This is a genomic window from Geobacter hydrogenophilus (genome assembly GCF_018501225.1).
In the GTDB taxonomy this organism is placed as follows: Bacteria; Desulfobacterota; Desulfuromonadia; order Geobacterales; family Geobacteraceae; genus Geobacter; species Geobacter hydrogenophilus.
Genome location: NZ_JAHCZI010000005.1, coordinates 1 through 13,663, shown reverse-complemented (window position 1 = coordinate 13,663; position 13,663 = coordinate 1). Strand labels below are relative to the sequence as shown.

The 13,663-nt window shown below is 60.1% G+C and carries 13 protein-coding genes and 1 pseudogene; all 14 read left to right on the top strand.

The window, feature by feature from the left end; translation table 11 throughout:
- Nucleotides 1-62: 62 nt before the first annotated feature.
- Complete coding sequence (locus tag KI811_RS09825) at nt 63-602, top strand: hypothetical protein (RefSeq protein WP_214186303.1); 540 nt, start codon at nt 63-65, stop codon at nt 600-602.
- A gap of 51 nt (nt 603-653) precedes the next feature.
- Complete coding sequence (locus KI811_RS09820) at nt 654-1,643, top strand: NAD-dependent epimerase/dehydratase family protein (RefSeq protein WP_214186302.1); 990 nt, start codon at nt 654-656, stop codon at nt 1,641-1,643.
- Between the two features lie 3 nt (nt 1,644-1,646).
- Nucleotides 1,647-2,363, top strand: coding sequence for a glycosyltransferase family 2 protein (locus KI811_RS09815; protein ID WP_214186301.1), 717 nt, complete (start codon nt 1,647-1,649; stop codon nt 2,361-2,363).
- 8 nt (nt 2,364-2,371) lie between these two features.
- Nucleotides 2,372-4,198: a tetratricopeptide repeat protein gene (locus KI811_RS09810; RefSeq protein ID WP_246551641.1), complete on the top strand. Its 1,827-nt coding sequence runs from the start codon at nt 2,372-2,374 to the stop codon at nt 4,196-4,198.
- A gap of 18 nt (nt 4,199-4,216) precedes the next feature.
- Nucleotides 4,217-5,017 (top strand): carboxypeptidase-like regulatory domain-containing protein, encoded by an 801-nt coding sequence (locus tag KI811_RS09805; RefSeq protein ID WP_246551639.1) that lies wholly within the window; start codon nt 4,217-4,219, stop codon nt 5,015-5,017.
- A 49-nt stretch (nt 5,018-5,066) separates the two neighbouring features.
- Entirely contained in the window at nt 5,067-6,074 is a 1,008-nt protein-coding gene (locus tag KI811_RS09800) for a serine hydrolase (RefSeq protein WP_214186299.1), read from the top strand.
- A 72-nt stretch (nt 6,075-6,146) separates the two neighbouring features.
- Nucleotides 6,147-7,451 (top strand): cytochrome c biogenesis ResB family protein, encoded by a 1,305-nt coding sequence (locus KI811_RS09795; RefSeq protein ID WP_214186298.1) that lies wholly within the window; start codon nt 6,147-6,149, stop codon nt 7,449-7,451.
- Nucleotides 7,452-7,488: 37 nt separating this feature from the next.
- Nucleotides 7,489-8,007, top strand: a complete 519-nt coding sequence (locus KI811_RS09790; RefSeq protein WP_214186297.1) for a hypothetical protein — start codon at nt 7,489-7,491, stop codon at nt 8,005-8,007.
- Nucleotides 8,008-8,068: 61 nt separating this feature from the next.
- The gene (locus tag KI811_RS09785) at nt 8,069-8,893 is read left to right on the top strand and encodes a cytochrome c biogenesis protein (protein WP_214186296.1); all 825 of its coding nucleotides are present in this window, start codon (nt 8,069-8,071) and stop codon (nt 8,891-8,893) included.
- Nucleotides 8,894-8,969: 76 nt separating this feature from the next.
- Entirely contained in the window at nt 8,970-10,190 is a 1,221-nt protein-coding gene (locus tag KI811_RS09780) for a LuxE/PaaK family acyltransferase (protein WP_214186295.1), read from the top strand.
- Nucleotides 10,156-10,386 carry a hypothetical protein gene (locus KI811_RS09775; RefSeq protein ID WP_214186294.1) on the top strand — a complete coding sequence of 77 codons (231 nt, stop codon included), beginning with the start codon at nt 10,156-10,158 and terminating at the stop codon, nt 10,384-10,386. The genes KI811_RS09780 and KI811_RS09775 overlap by 35 nt, the downstream gene beginning before the upstream one ends.
- On the top strand, nt 10,383-10,742 hold the full coding sequence (locus tag KI811_RS09770) for a hypothetical protein (RefSeq protein ID WP_214186293.1): 360 nt from the start codon (nt 10,383-10,385) through the stop codon (nt 10,740-10,742). Before KI811_RS09775 ends, KI811_RS09770 begins: the two co-directional genes overlap by 4 nt.
- Nucleotides 10,743-10,954: 212 nt before the next feature.
- The gene (locus tag KI811_RS09765; RefSeq protein WP_214186292.1) at nt 10,955-12,460 is read left to right on the top strand and encodes a B12-binding domain-containing radical SAM protein; all 1,506 of its coding nucleotides are present in this window, start codon (nt 10,955-10,957) and stop codon (nt 12,458-12,460) included.
- A gap of 220 nt (nt 12,461-12,680) precedes the next feature.
- A pseudogene (locus KI811_RS09760) lies at nt 12,681-13,663 on the top strand (PKD domain-containing protein); the annotation flags it as partial.

Below are 13,663 nucleotides of genomic sequence, written 5' to 3'. Positions count from 1 at the left end.
GTCACGCAGGGGAGAGACGTTCTCGATAAATCAAGCGGGTACCGCCAGGGGGGGTGTCGTGTATGAAGATTCCGTTCGCAGTTCTGTGCCTGTTTGCTGTCAGTATTTCGGTGCTGCCGATGCATGCCTCTGCCGCCGAACGGGGCGTGGTAAACCTGGTAAAACCACTGCAGCCCCAGCCACCCATTGATGCCGTTGAGAACGAAGTGGATGATATGGTCTGCGAACAGGGCTTTGTGATGCAGGAGGACGGACGCTGCTGTGCCGAGGGGACGGATAACGGCATGTGGGCCGATGTGTGTACCCCGACCGGCACCGTTGAAGGACAGGTTTTCAACTATAATGAGATTCCCCACTATTGTCCCAGCTCCGACATGTTCATTGTCAGCGACAGGAACCTGAACTGGTTTTCCTGTGCGGACAGTGATTCAACGGCCATGTACACTGCGGCAAAGGGGTTCGAGGGGTGCCAGTTCTGCCGGGATCATGGCTATGGCTGCCTGATCAGGATTAAGCCCTGGGGGACGGTGGGCTGCATTCAGGTTGGTGACAGCCAGGGGGACGGCTGCATCGAGGCCGGCACCTGTGCATTCGGAAAGTAAGGGCGCGATGGCTCGCGCCTGACCGACGGCAGAAGCCAAGGAAAGGGTTTGATGGCTACAATTCTGGTAACGGGGGGCGCCGGGTTCATCGGCTCCCACGTGGTGGACGAGCTGCTCAAGAGGAGGCATTCGGTCGTGGTGCTCGACGACCTGAGCGGCGGCAGCCTTGACAACGTAAATGGCGGGTCGACGTTCGTACATGGTTCGATCCTCGATCTTCCCCTGCTCGAAGGGCTCTTCGCGGCCCACCGTTTCGAGTACGTGTTCCACCTGGCCGCCTACGCCGCCGAAGGGCTGAGTCACTTCATCAAGCGCTTCGTCCATACCACCAACCTGATCGGCTCCGTGAACCTGATCAATCTCTCGGTGAATTACAGCGTCAAGTGCTTCGTGTTCAGCTCGTCGATCGCGGTGTACGGGGCCGGGCAGCTTCCCCTGGCCGAGGATATGACGCCCCTGCCCGAGGATACCTACGGCATCTCCAAGTATGCGGTGGAGCTGGAGCTGGCCGCCAGCAAGAGGATGTTCGGCCTCGATTCCATCGTGTTCCGTCCCCATAACGTGTACGGTGAGCGCCAGAATATCGGCGACGCCCACCGCAACGTGGTGGGGATCTTCATGAACCAGATCATGCAGGGACGCCCCGTGACCATTTACGGAGACGGCACCCAGACACGAGCGTTCAGCCACATTTCCGACGTGGCGCCGGTCATGGCCGCCTCCATCGACAATCGGCGGGCATACAACCAGGTTTTCAATGTCGGCGCCGACCAGCCGTTCACCATCCTGGAGCTGGCGCAGGTCATCGCCCGCGAGATGGGGGCGAATCCGGACGTAACCTTCCTCGAAAAGCGGGACGAGGTGCTCCACGCGGTAAGCAGTCATGACAAGCTGCGGCGCTTCTTCGATGTGCCCGAACCGCTCCCCCTTGCGGAGGGGATCCGCAGGATGGCACACTGGGCGAAGGGCGTCGGTCCCCGGCTCGCCCGCACCTTCGGGGGTGTGGAAATCACCAAAAACCTCTCGCCGGTCAGGGATTGATCTATGTGGAACGAGCAGACAGTGCAGGTCATCTTCCCGGCCTTCAACGAGGAGGAGGGGATCCGCCGGGCCATCACGGACTTTTATGGCACCGGCTTCGTGGATGAGGTGATCGTGGTCGACAACAAGTCGACCGACGGGACGCGGGAAGAGATCCTGGCGACCAGTGCGACATATCTCTTCGAGGAGCAGCCCGGCTATGGCGCGGCTCTGACCAGGGGGCTCAGGGCGGCAACCGCCGACATCATCGTGACCTGTGAGCCCGACGGCACCTTCTCGGCAAAGGACCTCCTCAAGCTACTGATCTACTCCGACGACTACGACGTGGTCTTCGGCACCCGGACGTCGAAAGCGGCCATCTGGTCCGGGGCCAACATGAGCTGGCTCCTGAGGATCGGCAACGTGGCCGTGGCGAAGCTCCTGGAGTATCTCTTCAATGGTCCCTGTCTGACCGATGTGGGGTGTACCTTGAAGCTGATCAAAAGGGACGTGCTGAAATCGTTCGTGGACCGGCTTTCGGTGACCGGCTCCCATTTTCAGCCCCAGTTCATGATCATGTGCATCCGCGTTTCCCAAAAGGTCATCGAGATCCCGGTGGAATACCTCCCCCGCACCGGGGTCTCGAAGATTACCGGCTCGTTGAGCAAGGCGGTGCGGCTTGGCTGCACCATGATCCTCTTCATTCTGAAAACCCGCGTTCAGACCCTTTTCCCGCGATGAACCAGCCGATGGCACGAAATCAGAAGATCGACTACCTGCTGCTGATCCTCCTGACGGTGGGAATCTACGCCCGGACCTTGGGGCACGAGTTCCAGATGAGCTGGGATGACAACTGGTACATCGTCTACAACGATTCGATCCAGGGGTTCTCCTTGCAGAACCTGAAGACCATCTTCTCCTCCATCTACCAGGCCAACTACGCGCCGCTCCAGATGCTCTCCTACATGCTCGACTACAGCCTCTGGGGGCTTGAGCCGGGGGCATTCGCCCTGACCAACTTCGTTTTCCATGCCCTGAACGGAGTGCTGGTTTACCGGCTGCTGTACAGCCTCCATGGCGAGCGGCTCCTGGCCCTGGTTGCGGGCGCCTTGTTCCTGGCCCATCCGCTGCAGGTGGAGTCGGTGGCCTGGATCTCCTGCCGCAAGAACGTGCTGTCGCTCTTCTTTTTTCTCCTTTCCTGGGAGGCGTACCGGCGCTACCGGACGGCCGAAACGGGCCGGGGTGCACTCTCCTACCTCGCCTCGCTGGCGGCCTTCCTTTTGTCGCTCATGGCAAAGTCCACCACCCTGGTGCTGCCGGTGATCCTCGTGCTGTATGATCTCTGTTTTCCCGAAGCCGGCAGGCGTCTGCGGCTCAAGGACAAGATCCCCTATGCCGTTGCCGCCCTCGTTTTTGCCCTGGTATCCATGCACGTTCAGACCCACGATTTCCAGGGGGGGATCCGCGAGCCATACCACGGCGGCAGCCCCCTGGCCACCTTCTATACCATGCTGCCGGTTTTCTGCCTCTATCTGTGGCGGATGGTGTGGCCGGCGGGCCTGAGCGCCATTTACGATCCCCCCGTCCACACCTCGCCGGACGGCGTCGTCATCGGGGCAGCCCTTGTGCTGGCTGCCGTTGCCTGGGGCGGGGTTCGCCTGTTCATGAGGGATCGGCGGCTCGGCTTCTGGTTCCTCTTCTTCTGGATCGGGCTCCTTCCCTTTGCCCAGATAGTCCCGATCTATTGGCTGATTACCGACCGCTATATCAATGTCTCCATCATCGGAGGCGCCGCTCTGGCGGGAGCCGGCACGGTTTTCCTCCGCTCACGGCTGGGCGCCGCGGGGAAACCGCTCCTCTATCTGTCTGTCACGGTCTGGATTGCCGCTCTTACCGTTGCCTCCTACCAGCGGGTCGGCGTCTGGCGCACTTCCCTCACCCTCTGGAGCGACGCGGTGGCCAAGCTGCCGAATACTCCCCGGATATGGGAGCATTACGCCGAGGCTCTCCGAGGCTCCGGGCAGGTAGATGCATCCCGGCGGGCCTACGAGCATGTCCTGGTCTCCCAGCCGGCCAACGTCTCGGCGCTGGCCGGCCTGGGGGATATCTGTACCGAGGAAGGGGACCTGGACAAAGGGCTAGTCCTCCTGAACAGATTATTGAAGATCAAACCGGACCATGTCATGGGCTGGGCCAGCCTGGGCACCAACTACCTGAAGCGCGGGAACTATGCCGAAGCGGAAAAGGCCTACCTGCGGGCACAATCCCTGCAACCGGAAGCATGGCAGGTGATGGTGCTGCTGGGGAATCTCGCCCAGGCCCGGGGCGATGCGAAAATGGCGCGTCAATTTTACGGACAGGCAGAGTCAAGGAGCCGGGGCAACGCCGAGATTGCCTATCGGTTCGCCTGCGCCGAGGCCATGGCGGGTGATCTGGATGCCGCCTTGGCTTGGCTGGAAAAAGCGGTGCAGCGGGGGTACCCCAAGGCCCGCTCCCTGGCCGGCGATGAACGGCTGTCACCCCTCTGGGGTGACCCGCGCTTCTACTATTTGCTGCAACGTTACTCCCTTGAGTAGCTGAAATGAGGTGACACCATGATGGCGAGAATGATCTTTTCCTGCCTCGTCCTTGTCTTATCGGCACTATCCGTTTTTGCCGCGGAAGGCTCCGGAACCATCACCGGCAAATGGATCACGAAGGAATATGGCCCCATGGCCGGCGGGCAGGTGCTGCTGTTTAACACGGCGAACGGCCCCCCGCCCGCAAGCCACAAGTATCTGCGTCTCCCTGACCAGGGAACCGCCATCGATCAGGAGGGAACGTTCTCCGTGCAGCTTCCTGCGGGGAGGTACTACCTGGTCATGCGCAAGCGGCTGGACCCGACCAGCGCCGGACCGCCCCGGGAAGGGGAACCGCAGTACTATGCCCGGGACAAGAACGGAAATCCCAAGGAATACGTGGTGAGAGCCGGCAGGACCACGAACATCGGCACGATTACCACGGCTACTCCCTATCGGAAACCAAAGCCCGCCGCTGCGGACGGCACAACCGGGGTCGAAGGGACCGTGACCGACAAGCAGGGACAGCCCGTGGCCGGTATCCGCGTCTTCGCCTATGAATCAGCGGAAATGAAGGGCATGCCGCGCAATGCGTCCGGGGAGACCGGTGCGGACGGCAAGTATGTGCTGGTCCTGACCAGGAAGGGAACCTACTATCTGAAGGCGCGTATCCACTATGGCGGTGGCAAGCCGGAAGAGGGTGAATTCATGGGCGTTTACGGAGCGTCGGGGAAGCCGGACTCCGTTGCCGTTGAACAGGGGAAGATGAGCAGGGGTGTTGACATCCAGGTTGAGCGACTCAGTCGGCAGCCGGGGCAGCAGAGAGTCGTGCCGTGATTATGCGCTCAGGTTGGCGCTGGTAGGTCCGTGTAGGGGAAGGATGCTCGTGGCACGTTCATGGAAGTCATATCTGGCACTCTTTGCGCTCGTCGGGGGAGGCTTTGCGGCGGGGCTCGCCCTGGGATATCGGATCTTCGCCTGTCCGCCCGGGACGCGGCAGCATTCCCACACCCATATGGCCGGCTACCGCTTCACCAGCCCCCTCCTCGACTGCGAGATAGTGGCCGACAGGACCGCCGGCAGCGAACTCCAGCCGTTCAGGTACAAGGTCAGTGAGCTCATCGCCCGCCGGACCGAGGCTGGTGACGCCGACCATGTGGCGATGTACTTCCGTCACCTGGAAAGCGGCGCTTCCTTCAATATAGACGCCCAGGAAAAATTCATCCCGGCCAGCCTCCTGAAGATTCCGGTCATGATCGCCTGGCTGAAGCGGGCCGAACGGGACCAGACGGTGCTCGGCCGTACCTTCCGCTACGACGGCGCCACCGACTGGTCCGCCCCTCAGGCCATCAAGCCCCGCAAAACCCTTACCCCTCACGCCTCTTACACGGTCGACGACCTCATCTTCCGTATGATCGCCTATTCTGACAACAACGCCTGGCGGCTTCTCCTGGACAACATTGACACCCGGGAGTTGGACGCCATCGTCGCCGACCTCAACGTGGATTTCGATCCCAGCCAGGCGGCAACTGACTCCATGTCGGTCAAGGCCTATTCCTCCTTCTACCGGGTCCTCTACAATGCCACGTATCTCAATCGGGAGATGTCGGAAAAGGCCTTGCGGTACCTGAGCAGCGTCGACTTTCGCGACGGCATTCTTGGCGGGGTTCCGGCCGGTGTCACGGTGGCGAGCAAGTTCGGCGAAAAGACCCTTGAGGAGAGCGGCATCAGAGAGCTGCACGAGTTCGGCATCGTCTACCACCCCCGCGGAGCCTACCTCCTCGGCATCATGACCAAGGGGCATGACTTCGCCCGCCTGGCATCGGTGATCCGCGAGATTTCCCGTGTCGTGTACAGCGAAGTGTCCAGTCAAAGGGTGATGCGAGCAGAATGATGAAGTGAGGCAGTGATGCATTCCCGCAAAAAGCAGTTACATCAAGTGCCGCAGTTGTAGTAGAGTATTCTGATGCTCAAGCGTTTCTTCCTTTCCAGAAAAACCGTTATATCCCTCATTTTTCTCATGCTCGGTGCGATCCTGCTGGGCTACACTTTTCCGCAGCGCTTCCTCATCTCTCCGGTGGAGCTCGACAAGTGGCAGATGGCCAACCCGTTCCTGGCGAAGCTGTCCCGCTGGTTCGCCCTCGACCACCTCTACACCTCTCCCTGGTTTACGGTGCTCCTGGCGTTTTTCCTCGTTTCGCTCTGCTTCTCCACTTGGGAGCAGTTCCGGATTGCCCTGCGCAAGACCCGCGAAGGGGGCGCGGGAGGGGAATCCTTCGAGACCTCCGCCGGCACCGCCGAGCTTGCCGCAGGTCTCCGTTCCCTGGGCTACCTGAAGGTCGGCGGCAGGGACGGCGCCATTCGGTATGTCCGCCATCCGTGGGGATACTGGGGTAATTTCCTCCTCCACCTGGGGATTGTCGTCACCATTGCCTCGTCGCTGGTGATCCTCCTCTGCGAGAAACGGGCGGTGGTGGAGCTGAACGAAGGTGAAGTGCATCGGCCCGGCGCGGCGTGGGCCAAGGAGGAGCGGGGGCTTCTGGCCGGAAGGCTGGTCCTTCCTGAGGCGGTCCGGCTCGACATGGTTCTGCCGGAGTTCTACGATAACGACAACCTGCGGCAGCTGAACACCCGTTTCAGCTTTATGGATGGAGCCGGTAAGTCAACGTCGATGTCGATGCATATCAACAAATCCGCCTGGTACCGAGGGGTGCGGATTTTTCAGGGGAAATCCCACGGCAAGGCGTTTTTCGTGATGTTCAGGCGGGGAAACGAAGAGCATGGCGAGATTTTTCACTTGGATCAGCCTCCCAACCGGAGGACCCCGTCCTATAAGAATTTCGTTCTTCCCTGGCTTCCAGGCGAATTCAAGACAAAATTTTACGGGGATGCCGCACAGCGTTCCCCTGACGGGAACGATCCCCTCTTCGCCATGCGCCTCACGGATGGGGGAAAGGTTACTGCGGAGCTCTCCATGAAGGTGGGGGAGACAGGGCGATTCGGTGACTATACGGCCCAACTGGTGAAGGTCGAGCGCTGGGGGGGACTGATCTTTATCGACACAACCGGAATGGGGGGGATCTTCTTCGGTTTCTTTATCCTCTGCCTTGGGGGCGCCCTCAGCTACCTCTGCCCGCCGCGGGAATGCTCTCTGACTCCCTCTGCAAACGGAGTTCGGGTATCCTGGCGGGCGACGCGTTTCGAGCGGCTCTACGGCGATGAGTTTGAAGAGCTTCGGCGCCGGGCGGGAGTTGCTTGTTCCGATGCCTGACCGGTAGAATCATTTACACATGAGGAGTGCCACGACCATGATGAAAAAATGCATTGCGATTCTCCTGCTGGCCGCTGCGGCGGTTTCCTGCAGCACCGTCGATACCCGGGAGGCAGAGCAGGTGAAGGAGACGGTGAAGCGGTACAACGCTCAACTGGCCCAAGGATACGCGACCATGAACATGGCCGGCCTTGCCCAGGTGGCCGAGGAGCCCCAGACCGCCAAAGTCTACTTCCATATGGCCGCCCTCGGGGAAGGGCGGATACGGATGATGTCGGAGCTCAAGGATATCTCCTTCAAGGATATCCGTTTCGCAGCCGCCACCTCCGCCTCCGTGAAGACCCGTGAGGTCTGGGATTTCCGGCACGTCAACATCGATACCGGTAAGGTTCAGAGGGACGAGAAGGGGTTCGTCTACCAAATGAAGTACCACCTTGCCAAAAAGAACGGTGCCTGGTGGGTTCGGGATGCTGCCGCGGAGGGCGAGGAGGGGAAAAATGTCGCCACGAAGGCTGCCCCCGCCGTGCCTGGTGCCGGTAAAGGGAGTGAGCGGTAAATCTCGGCCGACAGCGTCCGGTGCATATTGACGCGATTCATTCAGTGAGGTGCATTTTTCCATGGAAAGCTATTCAACAATCACCATAATCCACTGGGTGGCAGTGGTCATCTACGTGCTCGCCACCATCTTCAACGTATCCGGCCTCATGTTCCGCAAGGAGCGGGCAACAACTATCAGCTATTTCCTGGTGGGTGCAGGGCTCCTGGTTCACGGCGTCGGGATCCTCTGGTGGTGGAAGATCGTGGGGCACGGCCCCTACATCGGCCGGTTCGAGGCCCTTTCCTCCAATGCCTGGGTGGGTCTCTTCCTCTACATGGTCATCGCCCACTTCGTGCCGAAGATCCGGCCGGCAAGCATCGTGGTGTTTCCGGCATCATTCCTGATGATCGCCATCGGCATCTTCTTCGAGCCCCAGGTGAAGATGTTGCCACCCACGCTGCGGAGCGTCTGGCTCGTGCTCCACGTGGCCTTTTACAAGATTTCTCTCTGTACGCTCCTGGTGGCCCTGGCCTTTTCCATCTTCTTCATCCTGAGGAAGCGTACCGGCATCCAGTGGCTCACCCGGCTCCCCGACATGGAAACCATGGATATCCTCGCCTTCCGCTTTGCCGGTTTCAGCTTCACCTTCTGGGCCATTGCCATGCTGGCGGGGAGCATTTGGGCCTACGAATCGTGGGGGCGCTTCTGGGGGTGGGACCCCATCGAGACCTGGTCGCTGATTACCTGGGTGGCCTTCGGCATCTACCTCCATCTGCGCCGCTTCTTCGGACTCAAGGGGGAAGGGGCGGCGTACCTCTACATCCTCTGCTTCATCCTGTCGCTTCTCTCGCTCTTTTTTACGCCGCTGATCGATTCGTCGGTCCACTCGGAGTACTTCCAGTGACCGCCCCGGCAAGCGGCCATATACTGGACCGCCTGGAACGAGAAGGACACACTTCTATTAGAGGGAAGGATACCCCTTGAAAGACTACTCACTCGAATCTGACTTTGTCCAGCAACTGGACCACGACATTCTCTCCTACGTGGAGCGGGGGCTTGAGAACGACGACGAAGCAGGGTTCAATGTCCTGGCGCTCCGTTGTTTCGATCTCCAGTTCAATACGGTGGAGCCTTACCGCCGGTTCTGCATCGACAAGGGGAAGGAGCCGGGGAAAGTGGAGCGGTGGGAAGATATCCCGGCGGCCCCCTCCATGGCCTTCAAGAAGTTTGTGATGACCTCGTTTCCGGCGGAGCGTGCAGAGCAGCGCTACTTCACCAGCGGCACCACCGATCCCATGAACAAGGGGAAGATCCTGCGGGACAAGGGGGGAGTGGCCCTTATTAACGCCGCCAACGGGCTACTCACCAGGCAGTATGTGTTTCCCGACGTGGACCGCATGCGGATGTTCCTCATGGTTCCGTCCCCCGAGATCGCGCCGGGTATGGGGATGGCGGTGGGGTTGGACGTGGTGCGGCGGATGTTCGGTACCCCCGACAGCCGCTATCTCATCGGACGCCGAGGGCTCGACCTGGAGTTCCTCCTGTCGGTGATCATGGAGGCGGAGCGGTCTGGCGAGCCCATCGTGATTATTGGATCAACCGCGGGTTTCGTCTACTTCATGAAGGCCTGCGAACGGGACGGGGTCCGGTTTCGGCTCCCCTCCGGAAGCCGCCTCTGCGACGGGGGGGGGTATCTGGAGCAGTTCGGGGAGTGTTCCCGGGAGGAGTTTTATCTCAAGTCCAAGGAGATCCTCGACGTGGACGAGCACCACTGCGTGAACGTCCTCGGCATGGGGGAGGTGAGCACCAACTTTTTCGACAATGTCCTGAAGGACCACCTGGCAGGCCGCCCCCTCCAGCGGGCCAAGGTCATCCCCCCCTGGACCCGGACCCAAGTGGTGGATGTGGAAACCCTCCAGCCGGTCCCCGATGGCGATTCCGGGCTTCTGCGCCACTACGATCTCGTGAACCGGGGCATGGTGGTTGCGGTCCAGACCGATAACGTGGGGTTCATGACCCCCGGCGGGTTCGAGATCGTCGGTCGCTGGAAGAAGACCTCCCGGGAACTGGAAACCGAGGCCATCAAGCATGCCCACGGCCCCCGCTTCATGACCCCGATCATCGAGTTCCTGTTGAAGCGCAGCCTCAAGAAGGTGGGAAAACTCCATGAAAAGATTGTTCGGACGAAAGAAAGCCATTAAGGATCCAGACGAGAAGATTACCGACGCGATGCTCGGAACCGGCGAGGCCATGTGCACCTGCGCCGCCCTGGTGGCCGACATGATAGTGGATGCCGGCCAGGAGGGGGAATCGGTCTCGGCTCTGCTGCAGAAGGTGAAGCAGGAGGAAGCGGTTTCCCCCGAGTCTTCAGAACCACCCTCGAAGGAGCACCCGTGACCGAGAAACTGAAAAAAGTCGCCGTTATCCTGAACGGCTTTCTCCACGACTTTGCCGCCGGCATCTGGCTTGCCGCAATCGCCGCCATCGCCCTCATCCATCGGATGCACCAGGCCCAGCACCAGGAGATCGTTGCGGTCCTCAATCGTTTGGAGCATATCTTCTTCTGGGCGAGCGTCGTTGCCATGGTGGTCATCATGGCAACCGGCGCGGGGCGGACCTTCACCTATGTCGACAACTGGTACGGCGTTGACGCCGAACGGGTCCGCCGCCGGATGCTCATCGTCAAGCACGTGGTCCTCTTCTCGGCTTTCGGTGCCGGCTACTTGGTTGTCTATCCGTTGGTATTCCACTGACGGATATCATACCTCTCACCAGATTCTTTCCTTTCCCCTCCCTGTTCCGCCATATGCCCGAGTGCTCCGTGAAGTCGCGGCGCACTCGGCTGGTACCCCGTTAAAAAGCTTGCGTTTTATAAACAGAATGTGTAGAAACTAATGTCTTTTGGGGGCGGCCCGATTCTTGCTTTTTGTCTGGCTCAGTTCCCAACCTCGTCGAGGAGAAGTAAATGAAAATCAAGAGAATAGCCCTCATTACCCCCCCCTACCACGCGGGCGTGGTGGAGTCGGCCGGCACCTGGCTCAATGTCGGTTTTGTCTACATCGCCGGGGCACTCAGAGCGGCGGGGTATGAGGTGGATTACTATGACGCCATGTCCCTGTGGCACAAGTGGCCCGACATCCAGAAGCGGATCGAGGCCTTCCGCCCCGACATGATTGCCACCACCGCCTATACCGCCTCCGTTGTCGAGGCGGTGAAGCTGCTCCGGTTCGCCAAGTCCATCAACCCCCGCATCGTGACGGTGCTCGGCAACGTCCACGCGGCTTTCTGTTACGACGAGGTTCTTACCCACGACCACGACGCCGTGGACTACATCGTCAGGGGGGAAGGGGAGGAAACGCTCCCCATGCTCTGCCACTGCCTCAACGCCGGCGATGACCCGAAGAAGGTCCTCGGGATCGCCTACTGGCGCGACGGCGGGGTAATGGTTACCCCCAAGGCCCCGTACATTCACGACCTGGACAATCTTCCCACGGCCTGGGATCTGGTGGAGTGGCCCATCTACACCTACCGGGCCAAGAAGAACGCCCGGCTGGCCATCGTCTCCTCTTCCCGCGGCTGCAAGTCCCAGTGTTCCTTCTGCTCCCAGCAGCTCTTCTGGGCCCAGTCATGGCGCGCCCGGAGCGCCGAGAACTTCGTGGCCGAGCTGGAGATGCTCCACAACGTTCATGGCGTCCAAGTGGCCATGCTGTCCGATGAGCTTCCCACCTTCGACCGGCAGCGGTGGGTCCGGATTCTGGACCTCATGGTGGAGCGGGAAGTGCCGGTGAAGCTCCTCATGGAGACCCGTGTGGACGACATCCTGCGGGACGCCGACATCATGGACAAGTACCGGGAAGGCGGCGTCGAGCACATTTATGTGGGGGTCGAGGCGGGCAGCCAGGAAACCCTCGATCTCTTCAAGAAGGATACGGAAGTTGCCCAGTCCAAACAGGCCATCGACCTGATTAACGGGGCCGACATCGTTTCCGAAACCTCCTTCGTCCTCGGCATGCCCGACGACACCCCCGAATCCATCGAGCAGACCATCGAGCTCGCCAAACACTACAACCCAGACATGGCGTTTTTCCTTGCCATCGCCCCCTGGCCCTATGCCGAGCTCTACCCCGAGCTCGAGCCCTACGTGGCCACCAAGGATTACCGCAAATACAACCTGGTGGAGCCGGTCATCAAGCCCAAGAATATGACCATGGAAGAACTGGAGCGCCAACTGGGGAAAGCATCCCAGAAGTTCTTCATGCACAAGTTCCAGAATCTGGACAAGCTCTCCCCCTGGAAGCAGGAGTTCATGCTGTCGGTCCTCGATCTTCTCATCAACCACTCCTATTTGGCCGGCCAGATGAAGGCAATGCTCAAGGAGGGGAAGGAAATGCCGGCGGAGGTCAAGGCGCTGCTGAAAACGGTCAGCCAGCACAAGCATGTCCCCCACCAGACGATAGCGCCCATTCCGTGAGTTATTCTCGGCTCACTGTGCCGAACGAACTCTGGCATGTGGAATGCTAAATAGACATTCAGTTGCAGCAAAATGTTTGAAATCAGTATGGGATGTTTAGGGTTGTGCCGTCAAAGCACGGGGCCACCCCGTTATAAGGCGTCGTTTCCCCTCGGAGTGTCAACCACCGGTATTGGTTTTTAGATAAACAGTCCATTAAAGGAGGAGAAAGGGAGTGAACATGTACATTAAATTGAAAAAGCTGTTGCCGACGCTGATGGTGGCGGGGGCGATGGCGGTTGCGATGCTCCTCGGAACGGGTGCATCGAACAACGCCATGGCGCTGACCACGGCCGACTGCCGTGGCTGCCATACCCCCCCACTGCCCGACACTATTGCCACTATGCACCATAGTCGGGCGAACACGAATGGATACAGTTGTGACTACTGCCACAAGACTGTTTCCAACGGTGCAGGTGGTTTCGTTCTGCTCGATGTCTATAACTGCGGATCATGCCACTCCCTGGTTGACCACGCTGCTGCCCACGACAAGGTGTCCACCGCACCCGATTGCGCACAGTGCCACACCCTCACCGTGGTGAATGAGCACCTCTCACGCACTTCTACCTGTGCCACCTGCCATAGCAGCACGAAGCCCGAAGTGCAGAATACCATCGCGACCGGCATGGGACCCAACGGGCAGCCGGTCAACTGTCTCAACTGCCACATCAGCATCAATCACATCGCACAGCACGACAAGGCTGTCCCGTCGGCCGAGTGCGTTTCCTGTCACGCCCAAGGGGTTGTCTACGAGCACCTGAACCGTACGTCCACCTGCGCCACCTGCCACCAGAGCACCAACCCGGCGGTGGTGAAGGCGATCGCCGACGGCCGCGCCGGGACCACGGTCAACTGCGTTTCCTGTCACGGGGCGGTCAACCACATTGCCCAGCACGACAAGGTCACGGCTAACGTGGACTGCGCCCAGTGTCACAATCTGGGAGTGGTGAACGAGCACCTTTCCCGCACGTCCACCTGCGCCACCTGCCACTCCAGCACGGTTCCGGCGGTGCAGCAAACCATCGCAACCGGCAAGGCAGGCACGGTGGTTACCTGCTCCAACTGCCATGTCAGCGTGAATCACATTGCCCAGCACAACATGGTGGTAACGCCAGCTGACTGCGCGGGGTGCCACACACAAGGAGTTGTCTACGAGCACACGAA

Bases quoted from the DNA above. Each gene is read 5' to 3' on its own strand.
- KI811_RS09810 (WP_246551641.1), top strand. From the start codon at position 2,372: ATGGCACGAAATCAGAAGATCGACTACCTGCTGCTGATCCTCCTGACG.
- KI811_RS09790 (WP_214186297.1), top strand. From the start codon at position 7,489: ATGATGAAAAAATGCATTGCGATTCTCCTGCTGGCCGCTGCGGCGGTT.
- KI811_RS09820 (WP_214186302.1), top strand. From the start codon at position 654: ATGGCTACAATTCTGGTAACGGGGGGCGCCGGGTTCATCGGCTCCCAC.
- KI811_RS09785 (WP_214186296.1), top strand. From the start codon at position 8,069: ATGGAAAGCTATTCAACAATCACCATAATCCACTGGGTGGCAGTGGTC.
- KI811_RS09815 (WP_214186301.1), top strand. From the start codon at position 1,647: ATGTGGAACGAGCAGACAGTGCAGGTCATCTTCCCGGCCTTCAACGAG.
- KI811_RS09795 (WP_214186298.1), top strand. From the start codon at position 6,147: ATGCTCAAGCGTTTCTTCCTTTCCAGAAAAACCGTTATATCCCTCATT.
- KI811_RS09805 (WP_246551639.1), top strand. From the start codon at position 4,217: ATGATGGCGAGAATGATCTTTTCCTGCCTCGTCCTTGTCTTATCGGCA.
- KI811_RS09825 (WP_214186303.1), top strand. From the start codon at position 63: ATGAAGATTCCGTTCGCAGTTCTGTGCCTGTTTGCTGTCAGTATTTCG.
- KI811_RS09765 (WP_214186292.1), top strand. From the start codon at position 10,955: ATGAAAATCAAGAGAATAGCCCTCATTACCCCCCCCTACCACGCGGGC.
- KI811_RS09775 (WP_214186294.1), top strand. From the start codon at position 10,156: ATGAAAAGATTGTTCGGACGAAAGAAAGCCATTAAGGATCCAGACGAG.